Raw genomic sequence first — 24137 nt, 5'->3', positions numbered from 1 at the left:
GGATGACCGGATGGGACGGGGCGCGGCCGAGGAGTTCGTTCTCGACTTCGACGAGCCCGACCCTGGCCCTGACGGGACCGAGGAACCCCGCGGGCCGGCCGGTCGGCGGCGGAAGCACCGAGGCCGGCCCCGCCCGCTGGCGCTCTGGGCCGGCGTCGCGGTCCTGCTCGTGGTGGCCGGAATCCTCGTCGCGCCACCGCCGCCCGGCCCGAGCTGGGGTGTGAGCCCCGGCTGGTCGAGCGCGCCGGTACAGCAGTGGACGGTGCCGCTGGCGGTCCCGGCCGGAGACCGGACGTGGATGTCCGTCCAGGAGGATCACGTGCTCGTCGTCGGTGAGGGCCGCGTCGACGCCTATGACCGCGCCGACGGGACCCGCCGCTGGGCCGCCACCGACATGGGACAGTGCGTACTCGCGGCAACCACCCCGGTGTGCGTGTGGGGATCGGGCGCCGACGCACGGGTGTCCGTCGTCGGCGAGGACGGCGCGGTGCGGGAGGTGGCTCTTCCCGGGGTGGTCGCCGCCACGCTCCACCGCGGCGACCTGGTGGCCCTCACTGAAGATGCGGCGGGCGGCTACGAACTCACCCTGCACGCCCACCTCGATCCAGCCGCACTGCGGTGGACCACGGCCGTCGAGGTTCCCGACGAGCAGCTGGGCGGTGCACCACCCGACATCCTGGCACGTGACGACCTACTGCTGGTCACCACTGGGGGGCTGTATCGCGCCTCGAGCGGAGAGCAGATCCCGGGTTCGTGGGCGTCGCAGCGGCGCGACAGCCCGCTGGTCTCATGGGACAGCGGGGGCGCGCAACAGATCCTGCCGGGCACCGATGGGTTGCTGGACCTGCCGGGGCGTGGCTGGCCCGCCCTGATCGACGACGGCTCACCTCCGGCGGTGGCGATCGTGCAGTCCGAGCGCGGCGACGTGGCGGCGGTGGCCGGGGACGGGCAGGTGCGCTGGCGGGCGCCGTCGGGGTACCCGTTCGCTCGTCTTGATGGCGTGATCCTGATCGGCGGGCCCGAAGATATCTCCGCGCGGGCGACCGACTCCGGGGACCTGCTCTGGACCAGACCGGAGAACTTCCACTGCCCGTGCCGAGGGGACTCGTCGGGGCTACTGCTGCACGCCTTCGGGCCCGAGGGCGTGCGGACCGGCTCCCGACTGATCGGTCTGCGCATCGCCGACGGCGAGGTGCTCTGGGAGCTGCCACTCGCCGACAGCGCCCTGGTGGCCGACGTTGACGACGCCTTCGCGGTGCTATCAGACCAGCAGCTCACGTTGTACTCACGGAACTAGCGCCCGGGACTGCGCTGGCGTTGCGGAGCGCCCGTCCGTGTCCAGATCGATCGGCGAACTCACGACAGGATGACCGAATGGCACGGGGGAGGGCTGAGGAGTTCGATCTCGACTTCGACGAGCCCACGGCCGCCCAGGACGGCGACGAGACCGGGCCCGTCCCGGCTGACCGTCGCAGGAAGAGCCAGGGCGTGCCGCGGCCGCTGGTGCTGTGGGCGGGCGTCTCAGTCATCCTCGTGATCGCCGGGATCCTCACCGTTCCGCCACCACCGCCGGGCCCGAGCTGGGGCGTGGGTCCCGGCTGGTCGAGCCCGCCGGTGGAGCAATGGACGGTCCCGCTGACAGTCCCGGCAACAGAACTGACATCACTGTCGATCGAGGAGGAGTCCGTGCTCGTCGCGGGCCCGGATCGCCTCGACGCCTACGATCGCGCCGACGGAACCCTCCGCTCGGCCGTCTCCGACGTGCAGCGGTGCGCGGTGGCTGACGCGGCGCCGGACGTCATGGCGGTCTGCATCTCCGGAGCGGGCGCCAACGCACTGGTGGCGATCGTCGACTCCAGCGGCGACGTCCGTGAGGTGGCCCTCCCAGGTGCGGTGTCGGCCACCCTCCGCGGCGACGACCTGGTGGTCCTGACCGAAGCCGGTGACGCCGGCTACGAACTCACGCTGCATGCCGGCCTTGATCCCGCGGAACTGCGCTGGTCCAATTCGGTCGCGGCCCCCAATCTCGCCGCCGGGGTCGAGACTGTCGGCGACGAGACGCCGCGTGTGCGGGTGCAGGAGGGCGATCTCGTCCTGCTCAGCACAGGAGATCTGTACCGCGCCGCAACGGGAGAGCAGATACCTGGCTCGTGGTCGCAGTATCCCGACGACCGCGCGTTGATCTCCTGGGATGGTGAGCGAACCCAACTGCTGCTGCCCGGCGCGGATGAGGTACTTGACCTGCCCAGACTCGGCTGGCCGAGTCTCATCAACGACGGGTCGTCGCCGGCGGTGGCGATGTTGCCGTCGGAGAGCGACGGGAGTTCCACCGATGCCGTCACCTGGGACGGAGACCTTCTCTGGCAGGGTCCGACGGAACAGCCGGTGGCCCGCTTCGGCGACGTCATCCTGCTGACGGGATCGGACAGCGGCGGGCGCCGCGTCAGCACCGGGACCCGGCTCTGGTCGATCCCGGATCTGGTGCTGTGCCCCTGCCGTGGTGATGCGTCCGGGCTCCTGGTGCACGCCGTCGAATACGGACGCGAGGGCATCGTCGATACCCGATTGCTCGGGCTGCGCGTGACCGACGGCGAGATGCTCTGGGAGCTCTACCTCGCTGACGGCGCCCGGGTGGCAGACACCGACGAGGCCCTCGCCGTGCTCGTCGACGGGCAGCTCACGCTGTACTCGCGGACCTGACTCCGGACGCCGGCACGTCGGTGCAGCAGGCACCTCAGTCCGTGTGGAACACCTCCTGAATCTCCAACCACTGCCCGGCCGGGAGCCCATCCATCGGCTCCTGGAGCGGGTTCACCACGGACCACCACTCCTGCGTGGTCGGATCGGCGGCGATCGCGGCCAGGTCCGCCTCGTAGTCCTCGCCGCGGTACTCGAAGTAGGAGAACAGCGTCGTGCCGAACCGGTAGATCGAGTAGTTGTGCACGTGTGAGCGCGCCAGCGCCGCCAGCACGCCGGGCCAGACGGCGGCGTGGTGCCGTTCGTAGGCCTCGATGTGTTCGGGTGCGACACCGATCACGGACGCGACGCGCTTCACCGGCGCGGGGTGGGTCTCCACGCCCGGCATCGTAGCGGCGAGCGTCACGGGGCGAGGCGCCGCGGCCGACCCAGCTCGGTGATCTCCCGCCGCACCCACCACGCGCCGCTGCGCCGGCGCTCCGCCGGCGTCGAGTACCGGTACGCGAACATCCGCGCGCGCACCCAGGCCGGCCGTTCGCCGTCGAACGGGTCGTCCTTGAGCAGCCGCAGTGTGGCCGGGTCGGCGGCCAGCAGCCGGTCCAGGAATGGGTCGAACCACGCGTACTGCGAGGAGGACCCGAGCCCGAGGAACCACATGCCCCAGTCCAGCCGCAGGTGGTACGGCGCGAACTGTCGCGGCCGGCGATCGACCGGGCCCGGTTTGCCGGCGAAGATGTACTCGCGCCAGTCGGCCGCGTCGGGGTCGGCCGCCGCTGTCCCCTCCACCACGATCTCGTGACGCCGTCGGGTGATCGACCCGAACGCTCCGTACGCACCGACCAGGTGCCAGCGGTTGAACGAGGCGTTCATGCGCTGGTGCCTCGAGATCAGGTTCCGTACCGGCCAGTAGCTGAGCACCAGCGTCAGCAGGCCGACTCCCGTGACGACGACGGCGAACGCGGCCGGGGTGGCCCGGGTCGCCCCGGTCGGGGCGAGGGCAGGGATCAATGCCGAGAGCACGCCGTCGTCCACCGCGGAGAACGCGATGAGCATGGTGAGCCAGTTCAGCCAGGCGAAGTTCCCGGAGATCACCAGCCATGCCTGTGTGGCCATCACGGCCGCCGCGGCCCACGTCGCCACCGGCTGCGGTGCGAACAACAGGAACGGGACGATGAGCTGGACGACGTGGTTCGCGGCGACCTCCACCTTGTGCAGCGGCTTCGGCAGGTGGTGGAAGTACCAGCTCAGGGGCCCCGGCATCGGCTGGGTCTCGTGGTGGTAGTAGAGCGCGGTGAGGTCCCGCCAGACCGAGTCGCCGCGGATCTTGATCAGGCCCGCGCCGAACTCGACCCGGAACGCGAGCCACCGGAACGCGAAGATCACGATGATCGGGGTCGGTACCTGGTCCGAGCCGAGGAACGCCGCCAGGAACCCGGCCTCCAGCAGGAGCGACTCCCAGCCGAAGCCGTAGAACACCTGGCCCACGGTCGCCAGGGACAGGTAGAGCCCGTACAAGGCCAAGAACGCGATCATCGGCAGCCACGGTGGCCCCGCCTGCGGCAGGCCGGCGATCACGGTCGCCGCGAGCGCGATGCCCACCCAGCACATGAGGCGCAGCCGGCGGTCGGTGTAGCCGAACCGGAACAGGGTGGGGACCCCCTTCAACGGCACTCGCCCGAGCAGGCGCGGCACCGGTAGCAGCCCGCGCTCGCCGAGCAGTGCTGGGAACTGCCGCAGCGCGGCGACGAACGCGATCAGGTAGATCGCCGCGATCCCGCGTTGCAGCACGAACCGGGCGGCATCGTAGTTCTCGGTGCCGAACCAGCCGCCAGCGGAGAGCCAGGCGTCCATGTCCCCAGCCTGCTCGCCCCGACCCACCCATGCCACCCGCCCCTCGCGTCCGCCTGCCTCGAACGCGCGGAAGGCCACGGTCCGAATCCGGTGGGCCGCGGGCTTCCGCGCGGTCGGCGGTTGCGCAGCTGGGGAGTGTGTGGTTTCCCCCTTGACAGGACTGCCTGCGTGATGCAACCTTGCATCCGATGAGTTGATGGCAACGTTGCATCATCCCGTAGTCCCTTTCGAGCAACGCCGCAGAGGAGAGGTCTCCATGTCCAAGCGTCAGTCGATCCGCGTCACAGCGCTCCCGCCGCTGTCCAGGCGCGGCTTCCTCGGCATCGGGGCCGCCACCATCGCGGCCCTCGGCGCGGACTCCCTGGCCGCCCCCGGCGCGCTGGCCACCTCGGACGGGACCGTGCTGCCGCTCGTCGACGCGCTGCCGGACGGCGCCCCGGACCGGAGTGCCTTCGCCCCCCACGAGCAGGTGTTCGGTCAGTACTTGCTCATCCTCGCGCCGCTCGCGAACAGCGTGGTCGATGACGACCCCGAGCTGTTCGGCTGGATGGAGGACGGTTGGTGGCGCACTCCGAACCACCCGCGCAACTCCCGGATCATGGAGCACGTCTCGACTCTGTCCTGGTTCCTCGTGAACGAACGTCCCTGGAACCCCTACTACCTCGACCCCGATCTCGAGGCTCGCCTCGACGCGGCGATCGGCTACTACCTCGGCCTGCAGGGACCGCGCGGCGCGTGGCCGGTCACGTACGAGGAGGAGAGTCTGGCCACCACCGGGTTCGGGCTGGTCTCCCTCGGCAGCCTGCAGCGCGACCTCAAGCAGGAGAACCTGCTGCCCGACCGTCAGGTCGAGCTCGAGGCCTCCATGCGGCATGCCGCGCAGTGGCTGATGGACACGTCGCTGAGCCACTGGGACACGCCGCTGCGGGTCACCAACCAACTGGTCGGCGGGCTCGCCGGGGTCGGACACGCCTCGGTCGTGATCGGTGACCCTCAGCTTGCGGCCGACCTCGACGACCGGATCGCGCTGCTCGCCGCGCAGGGGCAGGCACCGGCGGGCTACTTCCACGACCCACTCATCTACGACAACGGCTACAACCTCGACGTGATGATGCCGGACCTGGCCGACCTCCACCTGCTCACGGGCAACCCCCAGCTGGTCGACATGGCGCGCCGGTGGGCCGACTTCGCCCAGTACGTGATGCTGCCGGAGCCCGGGGCGCCCGGCTGGGTGAACTTCGCGGCTGCCTCGGCCCGCAACTCCACGAGCACCCGCACGCTCTACCCCGACGACTCCCGCGACCGCTACGCCCTGGCCCGCGCCTTCCTGCCGGAGGTGCCGAACCTCGGCCTGTACGCCTCCTCACAGGAGGACAAGGCGGCCTCGCGTGCGGAGTGGGCAGCGAGCACCGAGCCGATCCCGCCACTGGTCAAGCCGAACGCCTCGCCGCGGCTGTACATGCACGTGCCGATCGCGCCGGAGAACCTGGGCCGGGCCGAGCTCGACGCCCTCACCGCGGACCTGCGGCCGGTCGCCGAGGGAACCTTCACCGAGTACCGGGAGGGCACAGTCGACCAGCAGTTGCTGTTCGTTCGCCGCGCAGGCTACTACCTCGCCAGCCTGCTCGGCCGGCGCTTCAACGACCGGATCCGGTCCGGGACCGGACTCCTCTGGCACCCGACCGCCGGCACGGTGGTGCTGTCGCTGAACAACGTGGCCGATGACCACTGGACCACGATGACCGCGTCCGGCGCCGACTCCGCGCTCACCGATCTGGTGGCCACGTTCCATGACGGCGTGGACGCGAGCGCCCCCGAGGTCGACCCCGTCGACCTGGCCGAGACGCTCGGGCCGTTCACGGCCCGGTACGTCAGCGCCGCCGGCGCGGTGACCACGGATGTGCTGCACCGCCACGACGGCATCGAGCGCACCGTGTCCGCCGGCGAAGCCGCCACCGAGGTGGTGCCGCTGCTGGTCCAGGCCGCTGACGTGCTGGAGTTCTCCGACGGCACGGTCGTCGAGGCCGGGGGATCGGCGAGCGTCACGGCGTCCTGGTTCTCGCTCACGCGCGGCGGCCTGCGGTTCCTGTTCTCCTGGGGCGGTGATCGTGCCGCGACCATCGAGACCACGCAGCGGGCCTACTTCCCCGGCCGCACCCACACGCACACGCTGCTTCGGGTGGCGCACACCGGCGACCTCGCCATGGCGATCACGACGATCGAGGTGGCGCAGACCACTGGCCCGGTCGCGTTCTCCGGCACCGCCCAGACCTGGACGGCCGATGGCCGGCACCACGCCGCGGTCCACGCAGTCAACCTCGACACCGCACCCGTCGACCTACGCATCGTCACCTCGGCCGGCACCCGCCTGGTGCGCGACGTCGCGCCGGGAGCGAGTGCCTACGAGATCTTCTCGGCGGGCCGGCGCGTGCGCGCCGTGAGCATTGTCGCCACCACCCGCGACGGCGTCCCGCCGCGGGTCCACGTCCACCGGATCGACACCGAATGACGCCGGCTCCGCACCGACCAGACAGCCCCTGACCGAGACACCTGACGCCCGCTCCTGACCCGGCCCGCCGGATACCCTCCGCCGAGCCGAACAATTCCCCGACACCTGGAGAACCCGTGCCACACCCCTCACCCGGACGACCCCGCCGGATCCTGCTCCGCTCCTCCTGGGCCACCGCCAACATCGGCGACGTCGCCCACTCGCCCGGCGCGATCGGTGTGCTGCATGCTCAGGGTGACGACGTGGAGGTGACGCTCTGGCCGTGCCGGCTGGGCGAGCGAGAACGCCGGATGTTCGCCGAGCGGCAGCCGCGGGTGCGGATCGTCGACGGCGACCTGGACGCCGCCGGGCGGCCCACCACGCCGGAGCTCGCCGAGGCCTGGGCCGAGGCGGACATCCTGGTGCACGGCTCGGCCGCCGGTCTCGTGGCCGGCGACGACATGCGTGCCTGGCAGGCCACCGGTCGCCCGTACGGGTTCTTCGGGATCACCCATGACCCGTTCGGCCCGGAGACCCCGAGCACGCTGGACCAGGCCGCGACCCAGGTTGCGGCGCTCCCCGGCGACTACCTCTCCGAGCGGGACCGGGACCTGTTCGCCGGCGCCGAGTTCCTCTACTGCCGGGACAGCCTCACCCTCGACTACCTCACCCGGCAGCAGGTCACCGGCCCGCTCCTCGAGTGGGGACCGGACGCCACATTCGCGCACGACCTTCTCGACGACGCCGCGGCCGACGCCCTGCTCGCCGAGTACCGGCTGACCCATGGGGAGTTCCTGGTGGCCGTGCCGCGGTCCCGGTTCGCGCCCTACCACCGCATCTACGACATCCCGGCTGCCCGGACGCACCACTACCGGGAAGCGGTCAACGCCGCACACGACCCCGCGGACCTGGCGGTCCTGGCCGGGGCGATCACGCACTGGGTACGCAGCACCGGCACTCCGGTGCTCGTCGGACCCGAGATGAGCTACGCCGTCGACCTGGCCGCGGAGTACTTCCCCCGGATCCTCCCGGGCGACGTGGCTCCGCACGTGCGGGTGCTGGCCGACTACTGGGACCTGCCCACGGCCACGGCCGTCTACGCCCGGGCCGCGGGCGTGCTGACCATGGACTGCCACTCCCCGATCCTGGCCACCACCGTCGGGACCCCCGCGATCTACCTGCGCCAGCCCACCGAGACGATCAAGGGCCGGATGTACGCCGACCTCGGGGTGGGCGAGACGGTCGTCGAGATCGAGGCCAAGGACGCCACGGCGCGGCTCGCCGGGCTGCTCGACGAGATCGCCGCAACCCGCGGTACCCGCCCGGCCGAGCGGGTCGTGGCCACCCACGCCGCGGCCACCGAACGCCTCGCGCAGATGGCGCGGACCGCCGTCGGGCGTGTTGAGACCGACGGCGGCCCGGCCGCCGGCATCGGCGAGGCGATGTCCGAAGTATCCGTCGGAGGTGTGTAGATGACCGAGACCATCAAGGACCGGGCGAAGGCGTCCGGACCGAACCGGACGCGGGGACCGCGTTCGCCAGGATCCGCGACGGGCAAGCCCAAACGGCCGTCGCCCAACGCGAACCGGACCGCCCTGGCCCGGATCAAGCGGGACCGGATGCTGCTCCTGCTCGCGCTTCCGGGCATGGCGGTGGTGGCGATCTTCCACTACTTCCCGTTGCTCGGGAACGTCATCGCGTTCCAGAACTTCCAACCCTTCCTCGGGATCTCCCAGAGCGAGTGGGTCGGCCTGGACAACTTCGACGTCATCTTCAACGGCGATCCGAGGTTCCTGAACGCGCTCGCGAACACGCTGATCATCACGCTGATCCAGGTCCTGTTCGTGTTCCCGCTGCCCCTCGCCCTGGCCCTGCTGCTGAACTCCGTGCTCAGCGAGCGGGTCAAACGGGGCGTCCAGTCCGTGCTCTACCTGCCGCACTTCCTGTCCTGGGTGATCGTGGTGGCGCTGTTCCAGCAGGTCCTCGGCAATGCCGGGATGCTGAACACGTTCTTCCGGGAACATGACATGGCCACGTTCTCGATCATCGGGGTGCCGGAACTGTTCAAGCTCCTGATCACCTCCCAGGTCATCTGGAAGGACACCGGCTGGGGCACAATCATCTTCCTCGCGGCGCTGTCCCGGGTGGACATGAACCTCTACGAGGCGGCCGCGATGGACGGTGCCGGCGCGTGGCGTCGGACGTGGCACATCACGCTGCCGGCCGTCCGCAGCGTGTTCATCCTGCTGCTGATCCTCCGCCTCGGCGACGCCCTCACCGTCGGATTCGAGCAGATCGTCCTGCAGCAGGGCGCCGTCGGCAAGGCGGCCAGCGAGGTGCTCGACACCTACGTCTACAACAACGGCATCGTCGGCGGGAACTGGGGCACCTCGGCCGCCGTCGGCCTCGTGAAGGGGGTGGTGGGCGTGGTCCTTGTGCTCGGCGCCAACAAGCTCGCCCATGTGTTCGGGGAGCGGGGGGTGTACTCGAGATGAGCGACATCACCGTGACCCGCTCGAACCTGGTCTTCGGCCGGCCCAGCCTGATCGCACGCGGCGGGCGGGCGGTGGTCCTCGGCGCGGCCTGCCTGGCGGTGATCCTGCCGTTCATCGCGGTCATCTCGACGTCCCTGGCCAGCCAGGAGGAGATCTCCCGGGCCGGCGGCTTCGTGTTCTGGGTGACCGACCCGACCTTCGACGCCTACCGGGCCGTGCTCTCCGGGGGTGTCGTGACCCGCTCGGTGATCGTCAGTCTCGGGATCGCCGGGGTGGGCACCGCGCTGTCCGTGCTGTGCACGATCGGGCTGGCGTACGCGCTCAGCCGCACCTCGATGTACGCCCAGAAGCCGATGCTGCTCGCCGTGCTGTTCACGCTGCTGTTCAGCCCCGGGATGATCCCGATGTACTTGGTGGTCAAGCAGCTCGGGCTGATCGACAGCTACTGGGCGCTGATCCTTCCGGTGCTGATCAATGCGTTCAACGTGATCGTGATGCGGGAGTTCTTCCTCGACCTGCCCGCGGAGCTCATGGAGAGCGCGAAGATCGACGGCGCCGGCGAGTTCCTGGTGCTGACCCGGATCGTGCTGCCGCTGTCCAAGGCGGTGATCGCCGTCATCGCGCTGTTCTACGCGGTCGCCTACTGGAACAGCTTCTTCAACGCGCTGCTCTACATCAACTCGCCGGAGAAGTGGCCGCTCCAGCTCGTGCTGCGCACCTACGTCGTCAACGAGACCCCGATGGGGGTGGACGACCTCGCCATGGAGGGATCGTCCCTGCCCCCACAGGTCGCGATCCAGATGGCGATCCTGCTCATCTCGGTGCTGCCGATGCTGATCGTCTACCCGTTCATCCAGAAGCACTTCACCAAGGGCCTGCTCATCGGCGGCGTGAAGGGCTGACCAGTTCCACCCACCCCCAGCTCAACCAACCCCCAACCCATGCATCACCGTTGTCACAGAGAGGTGAAACGACAATGAAGATCGATCGACGGAGTTTCCTCGGCCTTACCGCCCTCGCCGGCGTCGGCGCACTGAGCGCCTGCGGCCCCGACGGCTCGGCACCACCCCAGGGCGGCGGCACGAGCGGCGGGGCCACCCCCGACGCCTCGACCGTGCTCCCCACCTACCAGGCGTTCGAGGTGGCCGCACCCGATCTGCCCTCGGACGCGGAGTTCTCACTGCCCGGTTACTACACGTACCCGGCCAGCCCGACCGCGGCCACCACCGAGACACCCGGCGCCGGCTCGTCGATCACGGCGATGACCTACACCTACGACCCGATCGCGCCGGAACTGTCCAACAACCAGCACTGGCAGAACATCAACTCCCTGCTCGGTGTGGACCTCGGCATCACCTACAGCCCTTCCGCCGACTACGACGCGAAGTTCGCCACCACCATCGCCGGCGGTGACCTGCCGGACATGATCAACATCCGCACGGTGCAGCAGCAGATGCCGGCGATGCTCGCGGCCACGTTCGCGGACCTCACCGAGCACCTCTCCGGTGACGCGGTGCTGGACTACCCGGCGCTCGCGGCCATCCCGGAGGGCACCTGGCGGACCGCGATCTTCGACAACGCCATCTGGGGCGTGCCGATCCCGCGCTCACCGATCGGAGGCGTGCTCTACACCCGCAACGACCTGCTCATCGAGCGTGGCGCGAACACCGAGCCCGCCAACTACGAGGAATTCGTGGAGATGGCAACCACGCTCACGGACGCGAGCAAGAGCCAGTGGGCCTTCGGCGACCCCGGCGGCCTCCTCAGCCACGTGGCCCAGATGAACGGCGTCGGGAACCAGTGGGTCGAGGAGAACGGCGAGTTCTCCTACGCCCAGGCCTCGCCGGCCTACGAGCAGGCCCTCGCGGACACGGTCGCCATGATCGAGGCCGGCCTGTTCCACCCCGACTCGGCCGCCGTGCAGAACACCGAACGCAACGAGTGGGTCAACAACGGCACCACCTGCTTCGCGTACGGCGGGTATGCCGGCTGGTCGAAGTTCTTCGTGGCCGGTGCCGGCATCGAGGGGTTCCAGATGACCGGCCAGGTCGCCCCGGGCCGGGACGGGGGCGACAGCGTCCGTGGCGGCAGTGGCTTCTCTGCCGGCTTCATGGCGTTCAAGCCGACCGACGACCCGGAGCGGATCGCAGAGCTCCTGCGGATCCTGAACTGGCTCGCGTCCCCGTTCGGCAGCACCGAGTTCCTCGCCCGCAAGTTCGGGGTGGAGGGTGTCAACTACACGCTCGAGGGATCGGACCCGGTCCTGACCAGCCTCGGCGCCGCCGAGACCACGCTCCCGCTTCGCTACCTCTCCGAGCCGCCGTCGGTGCTCTACGAACCGGGCAACCCGGACGCCGTCGACCAGCAGTTCGAGTTCATGGCGAAGGCCTCGCCGCTGATCGTCCCGGACCCGACCACGGGGCTCTACTCGGAGACCGCGGTCACCGCCGGAGCCACCGCCGCCACCGCCCTCGGCGACGCCCGCAACGAGATCCTGGCCGGCCGGCAGCCGGTCAGCTCCTGGTCCACCGCCGTGGAGGATTACATGCTCGAGGTGGGCAACAGCCTCAAGGACGAGTACGAGGCGGCGTTCGCCGCGCAGGCCTGAGCGGCAGCCTAGGATCCGAAGATGGCAACGGTGAAGTCGATCGCGGCGGCCGTGGGCGTGTCCCCGTCCGTGGTGTCCGCAGTCCTGCACGGCAGCAAGCACGTGCGGGTCTCCGATTCCACCCGCGAGCGGGTGCAGCGGGCGGTCGACGAGGCCGGGTACGTGCCCAATCACGCCGCCCGTGCGCTGCGCCTGCAGCGCACGGGCGTGCTCGCGATGGTCCTGCCGAAACTGGAGAATCCCGTCTACCACCGGCTTGTCGACGGCATCTACGACGCTGCGGACGCGCACGGGTACAGCGTGCTGCTCGGCGACGGGGTCCGGGTCACCTCCGGTTCGCTGATGCTGCAACGGCTCGTCGGCGGAGGGCAGGTGGATGGCACCCTGATCCGGCCGGCGAGCACGATGAGCCCCGGGCTGCTCGCGGAGATCCGGGCGGGCGGTGCACCGATCGTCATCCTGGACGGGATCTCGGAACGGGACCACTGGGTCGCGGTCCAGGATGAGCTCGGCGCGCATGTGGCGACCCAGCACCTCATCGACAAGGGCCACGAGCGGATCGCCTATCTCGGCCAGACGGTCTACCAGTACGAGCGGGTCGACGGATACCGCAGGGCGCTGCGTGAGGCGGGTCTGCCGTCACCCGACGCCTACGTCATCCACGGCGAGCAGGGCACGCACGACGGGTACGAGACGTTCCCGACGTTGCTCACGCTCGACCCGCGCCCGACGGCCGTGCTCGTGAACAACGCGACCACCGCCGTCGGGGTCCTCGCCGCGGCGAGCGACGCCGGGCTGAAGGTACCGGACGACCTGGCCGTGATCGGCTACCACGAGATCTCGATCGCCGCGGACCTGCGACCGAGCCTGACCACGCTGGAGATGCCGCTCTACGAGCTCGGCCGGGTGGGGGTCGAGCTGATGCATGCCGCGCTGACCGGCGAGACCGTGGAATCGCGCACCATCACAGCGCCGCTGCCACGCGTGATCGAGCGGCAGTCCACCGCCTGATCGGCGCGTCCGGATCGTGGGACGTTGCCCGGAGCGGGAACAAACACCACGCACGGGCCCGTTGCGCAACGCATGACCCTCCCCGCGCCGACCCGCGAGCGGATCAGTGCTTCCTTCGTGCTGCTGCTGGCTGCGTTGACGGCCGTCGGCCCGCTCACGATCGACCTCTACCTCGCCGCCTTCCCCCAGATCGTGACCGACCTGGGCACCACCGACGCGCGGGTGCAGCTGACCATGACCGCCACTCTGGCCGGGCTCGCGGTCGGTCAGTTGCTGCTCGGCTCGCTCTCGGACGCCTATGGGCGACGGCGGCCGCTGCTGATCGCACTGGCGGTGTACGTCGTGACGTCGGTCGCCATCATCGGCGTGGACTCGATCGAACTGCTCACCGTGGCGCGCGTGGTGCAGGGGCTCAGCGGCGCGGCGGGCATGGTGCTCGCCATGGCCGTGGTCCGTGACTCCTACTCCGGGATCGGGATGAGCCGAGTGATCTCCCGACTGATGCTCGTGGTGGGTGTCGCGCCGATCCTCGCGCCCACGATCGGCGCACAGATCCTGCGGTTCGGGTCGTGGCGCACGATGTTCGGCGTGCTCGCGGTGTTCGGGGTCCTGCTGTTCATGCTGGCCGCCTTCTTCCTGAAGGAGAGCCTGCCCCGCGAATCCCGCCGCACGGGCGGGACCCGCGCCGCCCTTGCCTCCTACCGGTCCCTCGTCACCGACTGGTCCTTCATCGGTGTGGTGCTGATGGGCGCGTTCTACATGGGTGCGATGTTCGCCTACGTGGCGTCCTCGACGTTCGTGTTCCAGGAGGGCTTCGCGCTGAGCGCCAGCGAGTTCGGGTACATCTTCGGCGCCGGCGCGCTCGCCGTGACGATCGGGTCGCAGGTCAACGGCGCCCTGGTCACCCGGTTCCGACCGGAACGGATCGTGACGACGGCGATCGCTTCCGGTTGGGTGCTCTCGCTCGCGATGTTCTTGGTGGCCTCGACCGTCTCGGCGCACGGTTCCGGTCTGCTCCCGCTCCTGGCGCTGCTCATCCCGACGCTGGGCACCGTTGGTTTCGTGATGCCGTCCGTGCCCGCGATCGTGCTGGAGCACAACGGCCACCGGGCCGGCTCCGCGGCCGCCCTCAACGGCGCGATGGGCTTTGTGATGGGTGCGTTGATCTCCCCCGTGAGCAGCCTCCTCGGCGGCGGCCCGACGGCGATGGCCGGGGTGATGTTCGGCGTCATCACCATCTCCGGGGTACTGCTGCTCGCGGTCCGGCGCGGCTGGGCGAGCGCGGGTGTGGGCGCCGTGCCGGCGCCGGTGCTCGCCGAGCTCGACGAGCAGGTGGAGCCAGCCCGACCGTAGGCGTGGCGGTTCGGCCCTGACGCTCCGGGGCTGAGGGCTCGGCGGGCGCGCAGTGATTGGTCGGGTCGCGTGAAGGTCTGCGGGCGATCCGTGCATTCGCGCCCGGGGGTGCCTCGCCGTGCCCGATCATCGAGCCATGCGCATTCTCGGGTGGATCGCCGTCGCCCTCCTCACGCTCGCTGTCGCGGCCACCCTGGACCCGGCGCGGATCGGCGGGGCGGGGGTGAACCTGTCCACGGTGAACGGGGCGACACAGTTCATCGCCCTGCGGCCGTGGCTGGTCCTGGGGTTCGTGGTCGCCGCGATCCTCACCGGGCTGCTCGCGGCCGGTGTCCACCGCTGGCGCGGGGGCGCGCCGAGGCTGATCAGCGCCGTCGTCATTTTCGCGCTGGCCGCGGTGGGGCACGGCGCCGTGCTGGCCTCGCGCGGGCTGAGCGCCGGGGAGGTGCCGGTGGCCGCGACGGAGGCCGCGGACGAGATCACGATCCTGAACCTGAACGTGCGTGGTGGGGCCTCGGACACCGCGGAGCTCGTGGCCCTCGTCCGCGAGGCGGGCGTGGACGTGCTGGTGCTGCCGGAGTCCGGTGCGGACGTGCTCGAGGAGATCGCGGCGGAGCTCGCCGCCGAGGGGCAACGGTTCGAGGTGTTCGCGGGCACCCGCGGCCTGTCCCAGCCGGACGGCACAGGCATCCTCGTGAGTGAGCGGATGGGTGAGTACGAGGAGATCGCGTCCACGGAGCGGAGCGTGCTGCGGATCGTTCCGGTGAACGGGGACGGCCCGCCCATCACGGCCGTGCACCCCCGGTCGCCGCCGGGGATCCGCACGGCGATCGCGCGTCCACAGGCTCTGCAGAACTGGCGGGACGAGGTGTCGGCCGTCGCGCCACTGTGCGCGCAGACGCCCGGCGGCATCGTCGCGGGTGACTTCAACGCCACCCTCGACCACGCCTCGATGCGACCCCTCGCGCCCTGCGTCGACGCGTCGGTTCTCGCCGGGATCGGTGGCATGGCCACGTACCCGGTGCGGATGCCCGCCCTGCTCGGCACGACGATCGACCACGTCCTGATCGATCCGGCCGACTTCGAGGTGACCGCGGGCGCCGTGGTGGAGGTCTCGGGCACCGACCACCGGGGCGTTCTGATCCGGCTGGCCCCGGCCGGCTGACTCGGACCACTCCCGCGGGGGAGGCGCCGCACGGGGTGGCCCTGCCAGACTCGGGCCCATGGGACACGTGCGACTGCTGGCGGAGACCACCGCCCGGCGCGCTGTGTTCTGCGTGATCGGCGGCCTGATGTTCGGCGCCTACGCGGTGCTCGTCACGGGTTTCACGCAGATGCTCAGCGACCCGACGCTACCGCCGGTGATCATCTGGATCCTGGTGGCCGTGGCGGCCGTGATCGCGCTGAGCCCACCCGTGCTGCTCGGCGTCCGGACCCTGGAGATCCAGGCCGTGCGCGCGTTCCTGGACGTGGACGTGCCGCTCCCGGTCGGCCCGGTCTCCAACGAGGCCCGCTGGCGGGGCGCGCTCTGGTACACGGCCCACCTGCTCGTGGGGGCCGGCGCCACCATGGTGCTGCTCTCCGCCGTACCCGTGGGCATCGTCCTGATCCTGAGAACCTCCGCCGACGGGCTCGTGATGAGCCGGCTGCTCGGCATCTTCGCCGGGGTGCCCTGGCCGTTCGCCGCCGTCATCGGGGTGCTCATGCTGGCGGCCGCCGGCGCCGCGTACTACCTGGGCGGAGCAGTGCTGCGTGCCCTGGCTCCCCGGCTGCTGGGTCCGTCCGCCGCGGAGCGGATCGCGGCCCTCGAGCTCCAGGCGCGGACCGCGGCCGAACGCAACCGGCTCGCCCGCGACCTGCACGACTCGGTCGGGCACGCCCTGACCATCACCACCTTGCAGGCGGCCGCCGCAGCCCGGGCGCTCGACCGGGACCCGATCGGCGGTACTGACATCGCCCGCACGGCGCTCACCGCGATCGAGGAGACCGGCCGGGCCGCCGTCGCCGACCTGGACCGGGTGCTCGGCCTGCTCCGCACGGATGCCGACGACGTTCGCGACCGGGCACCGGTGCCCACCGTGGCCGGGGCCGTGGAACTCGTCGAGCGGGCCCGCCTCACCGGGCGGGACGTTCGCCTGGAGCTGCCCCGGGTGCTCGACGACATACCGCTCGTGGTCGGCCGGGAGGCGTACGCCGTCATCCGCGAAGGACTCACGAACGCCCTGCGGCACGGCGCGGACCCGGTGACGATCGCCGTCACCCGCCCGGGCGAGGCGGTCCGGGTCGAGATCACGAACCGCGTGACCGGCACCGGACCGGGCCCGGGCGAGCGCGCCGGCGGCCGCGGGCTCGCGGGCCTGCGCGAGGGCCTGACCCTCGTCGGCGGCACGCTGCGCGCCGGGCCCGCCCGCACGGGGGACGGGGTGGCGACGCACGGAACCTGGTACCTCATCGCAGAACTGCCGCTGACCGACCCATCTATGGAGAACGCCCGTGACTGAACCACCTGGACCGACCCGCGTCCTGATCGTCGACGACGAGGCCCTCGTGCGCACCGGCCTGCGCATCATCGTCGACGGCGAGGACGACCTGAGCGTCGTCGCCGAGGTGAGCGACGGCGCCGACGTACCGGACGCCGTCGCCCGTCATGCCCCGGACGTGGTCCTGATGGACGTGCGGATGCCGCGCGTGAACGGCATCGACGCGACCCGGGCAGTGGTGGAGCGCAGCGAGCGCGCCGGCGGCGGGCCGCGGGTGATCGTGGTGACCACGTTCGAGAACGACGACTACGTCTTCGACGCGCTCCTCGCCGGGGCGAGCGGCTTCCTGCTGAAGCGGGCCCGGCCGGAGGAGGTCCTGGACGCGATCCGGGTGGTCGCGCGCGGGGAGTCGGTGCTGTTCCCGCGGGCGCTGCGCCGGCTGGCGCGCGGCCGGCAGAGCCCGACGGCGGACGGCCTGTCCGGAGCGGGCCTCACCGAGCGTGAGGGTGAGGTGCTGCGGCTGATGGCCGCCGGGCGGTCCAACGCGGAGATCGCCGGCGAGCTCTATCTCGGCGTCGAGACGGTCAAGACCCACGTGGGCAACGTGCTCGCCAAGCTCGGGGTCCGGGACCGCACCCAGGCCGTGGTCGTGGCGTTCACGTCGGGGTTCGTGCCGGCGGGGGAGTAGGCCAGCCGCCGGTGCGCCGGGCACGGTAGGTGGCTAGGACGGACAGACTTCGGTGAGGCCGCCAGGTGCCGGCCACGCGGGGCCGGCCGCCGAGCCCTGGAGCGGATCCGACACCAACGTGCCCATGGCGGTCCGCAGCGTGGCAACGGGGCCTTCGTCAGTCTCCAGAGCGGCGCAGTCGGTGACCTCCCACAGGATGGCGAGTTCCAGGGAGTCGCCGCTCGTGAAGGACTGGGGCAGGTTCCCACCCGGCTGCACCCCGTCGTCGGGGTACAGCCGTTGCAGGACCACGACCGGGTCGTCGATGGGCTCGTCATCCAGGATCACGTGCGTGCTCGACGGCAGGAGCCAGACGTCGACCACTCGGGCACCGGCGACATCATCGACTGCGGTCAGGGTCGCGGCCGGCCACGCGCGAGGGTCCAGGTCGATGACGGTCAGCACCTCGTCGGTCGCGACGTACTCGGACATCGTGCCGCGCGGGCTGAAGACATCGATGAGGGTCGGGCGGAGGGCCAGCGGAACGAGCCACACCGCGGCCAGGCCGAGGATGACGACGAGCGTGATCACGATCGCGCGGGCCCGGGAGCGCGCAGGCACGAGTGAGGCGAGTTCGTCGTCGGCGTCCGGGGTCGCGGTGCTTGCGATCGTCATTGGCCCATCGTACTATGCCAATAGGCCAAACGAAAGGGTCGCCGTGGCGAACTCGTTGTACCTCGTGATCGCAGTTCTCGCCGTGGGCGTGGTCGCACTCGTGCTGGGTCTGCGCGCGCGGGTCTCGGTACGGGACGTCGAGTGGCTCGCGGGCAAGCAGGCCGTGCCTGCGGCGGAGGCCGAGGTGTACCGGCGCTATCTGCAGCGGCACCGACGGCATCGCATCGTCGGAGCGTCCATCGGCGCGATCCTCCACGTGAGCATCGGCCTGCCCTACGAGCAGCGGCTCGTTCTGATCGGAGCCGGCGACGTCGGCCCTCTCGCGGACCTGTTCTTCAGTGTGGTCACGGGTGCCGTCATCGGAGCCCTGTCCGCGGAGACCTACCGGCTCCGGCAGCCCCGGAGCACGGTCGCCGCCGCATCCCTCGCCCCGCGCGCCCCCGTGGCGCCGCCGGGCGTGGTCCGCGCGGCTCGGATCCTCACCTGCGCCGTCCTGCTCTGGACGATCGGTTCCTTCTGCGTGACCGGGTATCCGGGAGGCCTCCACCTCGCCGCGTTCGGCACCGCCCTGGCGATCGTCGCGGAGGCAACCAGGTACGCGGTGACTGCCCGACGGCGGCCGGTCCGGTCCGCGCGCGCGGTCGAGGTCGACTCTCGCATCCGTGCCTTCGCGGGCGAGACGGTGTCCTGGCTGCAGCTCACCGCGGCGACGCTCGTGGTCGCCTGGCTTCTCGCCCCGCCGCAAGTGCCGGACGAGTCGCCCTGGAATGTGCTACTTCGGGTGCTGAGCGTGGGAGGGCTGATCGTGTCCGTAGTCCTTCTGTTGCGCGCCGCGCCGCGGCAGCGGCAGCGGCCACGGCGGCGGCAACGTGCACCCCTCGTAGCGCCGGTCGGCGTCTCATGATCGTCGAGGTCGATACCGCCTCGCCGGTGCCGGTGTTCGAGCAGCTCCGTGCTCAGATCGAGCGACTCATCGTGTCCGGGCAGCTCGCTCCGGGCGTGCGGCTCCCGCCGATCCGGCATCTTGCCGTCGACCTCGGCCTCGCCCGGGGCACGGTCAACAAGGTCTATGACGCGCTCGCCCGGGACGGGCTGGTCGCCACGGCCGGCCGGAACGGCACCGTGGTGCTCCCTCCGACGGAAGCGGGCACCGGCACGGCGCAGGCTGATCTGGCTGACGCCGCCGAGCGGCTCGCGCTCACGGCTCGTCAGCTCGGCGTGGACCCCGCCGCGGCGCATGCCGCGCTCGACGCGGCGCTCGGCGTCCTGTCCCGGCCGGCCGTGCCGCCGGGCTGAGCGCTGGCCGAGGTCAGAACGGCGGCCACGGGACCGCGGGCATCTCCCCACTCGGTCCGGGGAAGTGGGCCTGCGCCAGCAGCAGGTCGCATCGCTGCGCTGTCGCCGCCACCTCTTCGGGGGTGAGCAGCTCGCCGAGGATGGCGCCGAGGTCGCCGGCCAGGTCCGCCCGGACGCGCTCGAGGCCGTCCACCTCGTCGGCATCGAGGTCCATGCCGAGCCAGCCCCACAGGACGGTGCGGAGCTTGTGATCGGTGTGGAACGTGAGTCCGTGGTCCACGCCGTACCGGTGCCCGGCCGCCGTCGGGAGGATGTGACCGCCCTTGCGGTCGGCGTTGTTCGCGACGATGTCGAAGACCGCCATCCGGCGCAGTGCTGCCGAGTCCTCGTGGATCAGGGACACGATGCGGTCAGCCTCGTCGAGGCCGTCGAAGACGTGGAGCCACCCCGCGGGGACCGCGTCGGCCGGGACCAGGTCCACCGGGTCCTGGGCCGGGTCGGGTTCGCACCACACCTGCACCATTCCGTGCCCGAGTGGGCCGTCACGCAGCCAGGTCCTGGGCACCACGTCCCACCCGAACGACTCCGACAGCGCGTGGGCGGCCACCTCGCGCCGGGCCAGCGTGCCGTCGGGGAAGTCCCAGAGCGGGCGCTCTCCGGCGACCGGCTTGTAGACGACGCTCACGCCCTCGATCCGGCCGACGAACGTGGCGTTCGAGGCCTGCCGGATCCGGCCGACGAGCTCGAGCTCGCCGTCGGCCAGCCGGCCGGCGTCGGCCTCGCCGGTGGACACCTCGCTCATGTGAAGGAGTCGGGCAGGGTGCAGACGTGGTCGTCGCCGTCGATCGGGGCGCCGCAGAGGGGACAGATCGGCCGGCCGGCGCCGACCATCTCGCGGGCCCGGCGCGCGAACACCCGGGCCGAGCCGACCGGGATCCGGACCTGGAGGACCTCCTCGGGTTCGAAATCCTCCGGGTCGAACTCCTCGAGCGCCTCGTCGTCCTCGGAGCCGGCCAGCGGGAGCGCCTCGATCACGATCTGGGCGGTGGTCGGGTCCCAGCCGAGGCTCATCGTGCCGACGCGGAACCGCTCCTCGACCGGCTCGTCCAGGGGCTCGTGGTCGAGGAGGCCCTCCGGAGCCTTCTCGGGCACGCTGAACGGGTTGCCGTCCTCGGCCATCAGCCGGTCGAGCACCTCATCGATCTTGATGGCGAGCGCGGCGGACTGTTCCTTCTCGAGCGCCACGCTGACCAGTTGCGACCCCGCGCGAGCCTGGAGGTAGAACGTGCGCGCACCGGGTTGGCCGACGGTGCCCACGACGAAGCGGTCGGGCCAGTCGAATCCGTGGACGAGGGGAGTCATGACTCCATGCTACGAGCGTGTCGAGGGAGAACGTCCAGTGCCGGCGCCACCTCCGACCGCAGCCTCGGCCGAGGCCTTGGTGCTGGTGTCCGCGAGCCAGGCCAGGTCGCCGGCATCGGTGTTGACGGCGACGACGTTCGGACGGGTCGGGGTGTACTGCACGATCGACACGGACGCGGGCCCGACGTTGATCCGCTGGAACAGGTCGAGGTGCATGCCGAGGGCATCGGCGAGGACGGATTTGATGAGGTCGCCATGGCTCACGGCGACCCAGACCGCGCCCGGGCCGTGCTCTGCCTCGAACGCGGCGTCGCGCTGCCGGACCGCGGCGACGGCGCGTGCCTGCATGGCTGCCATGGACTCCCCGCCGGGAAAGGTCACGGCGGACGGCTGCTGCTGCACGACCGGCCAGAGGTCGTGCTTGACGAGGTCCTTCAGCGTCAGGCCCTGCCACTGCCCGTAGTCGCACTCGGTCAGGGCCGCGTCGGTCCACACCCCGGGGCGCGACGACCGGGCGTCGAGGATCGCCTGGGTGGTCTGCTCGCAGCGCAGCATCGGGCTTGTGACGACGCCGACGAGTGGCACCGGAGCCAGCCGCTCCCCGGTGCTGCGGGCTTGGGCGCGGCCGGTCTCGTCGAGTTCGATGCCGGGCGTCCGGCCGGCGAGCACGCCGCTCGCGTTCGCGGTGGTGCGCCCGTGGCGAACGAGGAGGAGGGTGGCCATGGTCCTAGAGCCTACGGTGCGGATCCGACGGCGAGCCCGCCCCGGGGGGCCTCGGCCGCGCCGTGGCAGCGGTGTCAGGCTCCGGCGAACATCGCGAGCACCTCGGCGCGACCCACCTCTGTCAGCGATGCGTGCTGCCAGCGCGGCTGGTGGTCCTTGTCCACCAGCACGGCCCGCACGCCCTCGGCGAAGTCCGGGGTGGCCATCAACGCCGTCGCAATCCGCAGGTCCTGGGCGAGCACCTCGGGGACCGAGCCGAGGCCGGCTGCCCGCCGGATCGCTGCCAGGGTCACCGCGACAGAGAGCGGGGACCGCGCGGCCAGGACCGTGCCGGCCTCCCGGGCGGCAGGTTCGGGGGCCCGGCGGAGTGCGTCGAGGATCGCGACCGGATCGTCCCCCGCGTAGCACCGGTCGATCCATCCGCGCTCGGCCGGCAGGGCAGCGGCCGGCGCGGTCCGGCCGACGGATGGGTCGAGCGCCTCGCCGGAGGCCAGCCGGGCGACGATCGCGGGCCACGACCCGGAGTCGACGAGGGTGTCCGCGAACCTGACCGCGATCGCGTCCGCCCCGCTCGCCTGGCTGCCGGTGAGCGCAAGGTGCGTGCCGAGCTCGCCAGGCGCCCGGGACAGGAAGAACATCGCACCGACGTCGGGGAACAGGCCGATCCCGGTCTCGGGCATCGCGATCCGGGTGCGTTCGGTGACCAGCCGCAGCGAGCCGTGCGCGGACAGCCCGATGCCGCCTCCCATCACGATCCCGTCCATGAGCGCCACGTACGGCTTGGGGTAGCCGGAGATCAGTGCGTTGAGGGCGTACTCCGCACGGAAGAACCCGGTCGCGTCGCCGGTGCCGTCGAGCAGGCCGGCTCGGATCGCGCGCACATCCGCGCCGGAGCACAGTCCGCGCTCCCCGGCGCCATCGAGGGCGACGGCCGTGATCCGCTCGTCGACGGCCCAGCCCTCGAGCAGGGTCGTGAGCGTGCCGATCATGCCCGGCGTCAGGGCGTTGATCGCGCGGGGCCGGTTCAGGCGGAGCCGGCCGAGGGATCCCTCGACGGCGACGAGCACCTCGTCGGAATCGTCACTCACTGCACGAAATTCCACGATGTTCCACCCTCCGTCCGGCCGCGCTCCGATGCTACTGGGCCGGCGGGCGGCACTGCCGGCGTGGTCGCCGGGCACCGGCTCACTCGGGCCGCGGCCCGACGTAGGCCGACTCCGGTCGCAGTCGCAGCGGCCGCTGGCTGTACTCGTCGACCACGTGCGCGAGCCACCCGGCCGACCGAGCGACGGCGAAGATCGCCTGCCCGGCATCGTCGCCCATCGCCGCTCCCACGGCCAGGACCGCCAGCGCCAGGTCGACGTTGACGGGCCGGCCGGTGCGCGGTCCCACCATCGCGACCAGCTCCCGAGCCGCGCGGATCGCGGCCGCGTAACGGGTCATGGTCGACATCCGGCCCAACAGGAAGGCCGCCCGCGGATCGGTGCGGCGATACAGCACGTGTCCGAACCCCGGGATGCCGCGACCGCGGACGGCCGCTCCGGCGATCGCTCGCTCGGGTGCGCCGTCGAGCGCTTCCCGGAGCATCTGGGTCGCCGCCGACGGAGCCGAGCCGTGCATGGCGCTGTCGAACGCAGAGAGGGCGCAGGCGATCGCCGCGTAGGGATGCGCACGGGCGGAGGCGGCTACGCGCGCGGCGAGGGTCGCCGTGGCCAGATCGTGGTCCAGGCACAGGACCAGCGTCGAATCCAACAGGGCCAGGTCGGCCGTGGTGCTGGGCGCCGCCGTCAGCTTGGGCCAGAGTCGCTGCGCCAAAGACGCCGAACCCGAGGCGGCAGGGCCGAGATCGGGAAGGGCGTCGACCATCGTGGCGATGAGGCGCCGCCCGGCGGAGTGGACGGCGTCCGGCTCGAGGTCGGTGCGGAGTGGGTCGTGCGTGCCCGCGACCACCACGCTCAGCTGCATCCGGTCGATCAGCCTGGCCGCCGGCCCGAGGAGGTCGCCAGCGGCGCGGGCAGGGCGGACCACCTCGGCGGAGGCGTGGCAGCCCACACCGGCGGTGGTGGTCGGGGTCTGCGACCAGAGGAACTCGATCGCGGCCTCGAGACCGAGGGTCCGTGCGAGGTCCGTCGCCCTGCGGCCGCGGTAGTACAGCTCGTCGTTCTCGATGAGGGTGAGTGGGGAGTCGAGGACCATGAGCGGGCGGCCGCGGTTCTGGTCGGGAGCCGCACCCGCACCCTCACGTCCGCGCCGCCTCGTCGCGGCCAGCTGCTCCACCTCCAGGGCGTCGAACGTCGAGCCACCGCCGGTCTCCGCGCGAGTGCTCCCGATGAGCCCGCGTGAGACGTAGGCGTAGAGGGTCGTCGGCTTCACGCCCAGACGCGCGGCGGCCTGCGCCGTGGTCAGGCGCGGCAACGGCTCGGACACGGTG

22 protein-coding genes are annotated in these 24137 nt (G+C 71.4%); 14 read left to right on the top strand and 8 right to left on the bottom strand.

All coding sequences use genetic code 11. The annotated features are described in order from the left end of the window. Positions 1-10 precede the first annotated feature (10 nt). Positions 11-1297 (top strand): outer membrane protein assembly factor BamB family protein, encoded by a 1287-nt coding sequence (locus KCQ71_RS25185; protein WP_223411446.1) that lies wholly within the window; start codon positions 11-13, stop codon positions 1295-1297. Positions 1298-1374: 77 nt separating this feature from the next. Further along, positions 1375-2700 (top strand): hypothetical protein, encoded by a 1326-nt coding sequence (locus KCQ71_RS25180; RefSeq protein WP_223411445.1) that lies wholly within the window; start codon positions 1375-1377, stop codon positions 2698-2700. 34 nt (positions 2701-2734) lie between these two features. Here KCQ71_RS25180 and KCQ71_RS25175 read toward each other — a convergent pair whose 3' ends face one another. Both KCQ71_RS25175 and KCQ71_RS25170 read right to left on the bottom strand, forming a co-directional pair. Beyond that, a complete protein-coding gene (locus KCQ71_RS25175; RefSeq protein ID WP_223411444.1) occupies positions 2735-3076 on the bottom strand; it encodes an L-rhamnose mutarotase in 342 nt (113 codons plus the stop codon). Between the two features lie 23 nt (positions 3077-3099). Then, positions 3100-4548 (bottom strand): lipase maturation factor family protein, encoded by a 1449-nt coding sequence (locus tag KCQ71_RS25170; protein ID WP_223411470.1) that lies wholly within the window; start codon positions 4546-4548, stop codon positions 3100-3102. A gap of 256 nt (positions 4549-4804) precedes the next feature. On the opposite strand from KCQ71_RS25170, the gene KCQ71_RS25165 reads away from it, so the two are divergent. From KCQ71_RS25165 to KCQ71_RS25120, 10 genes are all read left to right on the top strand, one after another. Further along, entirely contained in the window at positions 4805-7057 is a 2253-nt protein-coding gene (locus tag KCQ71_RS25165; protein WP_223411443.1) for a glycoside hydrolase family 127 protein, read from the top strand. 116 nt (positions 7058-7173) lie between these two features. Next, a complete protein-coding gene (locus KCQ71_RS25160) occupies positions 7174-8508 on the top strand; it encodes a polysaccharide pyruvyl transferase family protein (protein WP_223411442.1) in 1335 nt (444 codons plus the stop codon). Further along, positions 8509-9531 (top strand): ABC transporter permease, encoded by a 1023-nt coding sequence (locus KCQ71_RS25155; protein ID WP_223411441.1) that lies wholly within the window; start codon positions 8509-8511, stop codon positions 9529-9531. Further along, the gene (locus KCQ71_RS25150; RefSeq protein ID WP_223411440.1) at positions 9528-10433 is read left to right on the top strand and encodes a carbohydrate ABC transporter permease; all 906 of its coding nucleotides are present in this window, start codon (positions 9528-9530) and stop codon (positions 10431-10433) included. Before KCQ71_RS25155 ends, KCQ71_RS25150 begins: the two co-directional genes overlap by 4 nt. A 74-nt stretch (positions 10434-10507) precedes the next feature. After that, positions 10508-12139: an extracellular solute-binding protein gene (locus KCQ71_RS25145; RefSeq protein WP_223411439.1), complete on the top strand. Its 1632-nt coding sequence runs from the start codon at positions 10508-10510 to the stop codon at positions 12137-12139. 21 nt (positions 12140-12160) lie between these two features. Further along, positions 12161-13150, top strand: coding sequence for a LacI family DNA-binding transcriptional regulator (locus tag KCQ71_RS25140; RefSeq protein ID WP_223411438.1), 990 nt, complete (start codon positions 12161-12163; stop codon positions 13148-13150). Positions 13151-13222: 72 nt separating this feature from the next. Then, complete coding sequence (locus KCQ71_RS25135; protein ID WP_223411437.1) at positions 13223-14503, top strand: multidrug effflux MFS transporter; 1281 nt, start codon at positions 13223-13225, stop codon at positions 14501-14503. A gap of 136 nt (positions 14504-14639) precedes the next feature. After that, on the top strand, positions 14640-15668 hold the full coding sequence (locus KCQ71_RS25130; RefSeq protein WP_223411436.1) for an endonuclease/exonuclease/phosphatase family protein: 1029 nt from the start codon (positions 14640-14642) through the stop codon (positions 15666-15668). Positions 15669-15726: 58 nt separating this feature from the next. Then, positions 15727-17004 (top strand): sensor histidine kinase, encoded by a 1278-nt coding sequence (locus tag KCQ71_RS25125; RefSeq protein WP_223411435.1) that lies wholly within the window; start codon positions 15727-15729, stop codon positions 17002-17004. Next, the gene (locus tag KCQ71_RS25120; protein WP_223411434.1) at positions 16997-17671 is read left to right on the top strand and encodes a response regulator; all 675 of its coding nucleotides are present in this window, start codon (positions 16997-16999) and stop codon (positions 17669-17671) included. The genes KCQ71_RS25125 and KCQ71_RS25120 overlap by 8 nt, the downstream gene beginning before the upstream one ends. A gap of 33 nt (positions 17672-17704) precedes the next feature. Here KCQ71_RS25120 and KCQ71_RS25115 read toward each other — a convergent pair whose 3' ends face one another. Beyond that, positions 17705-18325: a hypothetical protein gene (locus tag KCQ71_RS25115; RefSeq protein ID WP_223411433.1), complete on the bottom strand. Its 621-nt coding sequence runs from the start codon at positions 18323-18325 to the stop codon at positions 17705-17707. Positions 18326-18368: 43 nt separating this feature from the next. On the opposite strand from KCQ71_RS25115, the gene KCQ71_RS25110 reads away from it, so the two are divergent. Both KCQ71_RS25110 and KCQ71_RS25105 read left to right on the top strand, forming a co-directional pair. Next, a complete protein-coding gene (locus tag KCQ71_RS25110; protein ID WP_223411432.1) occupies positions 18369-19229 on the top strand; it encodes a hypothetical protein in 861 nt (286 codons plus the stop codon). Beyond that, on the top strand, positions 19226-19621 hold the full coding sequence (locus KCQ71_RS25105; protein WP_223411431.1) for a GntR family transcriptional regulator: 396 nt from the start codon (positions 19226-19228) through the stop codon (positions 19619-19621). The genes KCQ71_RS25110 and KCQ71_RS25105 overlap by 4 nt, the downstream gene beginning before the upstream one ends. A 13-nt stretch (positions 19622-19634) precedes the next feature. On the opposite strand, the gene KCQ71_RS25100 is transcribed toward KCQ71_RS25105, so the two are convergent. From KCQ71_RS25100 to KCQ71_RS25080, 5 genes are all read right to left on the bottom strand, one after another. After that, complete coding sequence (locus KCQ71_RS25100; RefSeq protein WP_223411430.1) at positions 19635-20423, bottom strand: SCO1664 family protein; 789 nt, start codon at positions 20421-20423, stop codon at positions 19635-19637. Next, entirely contained in the window at positions 20420-20983 is a 564-nt protein-coding gene (locus KCQ71_RS25095) for a DUF3090 domain-containing protein (protein WP_223411429.1), read from the bottom strand. Before KCQ71_RS25095 ends, KCQ71_RS25100 begins: the two co-directional genes overlap by 4 nt. Positions 20984-20992: 9 nt before the next feature. After that, entirely contained in the window at positions 20993-21706 is a 714-nt protein-coding gene (locus tag KCQ71_RS25090) for an MSMEG_4193 family putative phosphomutase (protein WP_223411428.1), read from the bottom strand. Between the two features lie 74 nt (positions 21707-21780). Further along, entirely contained in the window at positions 21781-22794 is a 1014-nt protein-coding gene (locus KCQ71_RS25085) for an enoyl-CoA hydratase/isomerase family protein (protein ID WP_223411427.1), read from the bottom strand. A gap of 97 nt (positions 22795-22891) precedes the next feature. Continuing rightward, positions 22892-24133 (bottom strand): citrate synthase, encoded by a 1242-nt coding sequence (locus tag KCQ71_RS25080; protein WP_223411426.1) that lies wholly within the window; start codon positions 24131-24133, stop codon positions 22892-22894. Positions 24134-24137 lie beyond the last annotated feature (4 nt).

The organism is Occultella gossypii (assembly GCF_019947135.1).
In the GTDB taxonomy this organism is placed as follows: domain Bacteria; phylum Actinomycetota; class Actinomycetes; order Actinomycetales; family Beutenbergiaceae; genus Occultella; species Occultella gossypii.
The sequence above is the reverse complement of the archived record's forward strand: the minus strand, read 5'-3'. Positions and strand labels throughout refer to the sequence as shown.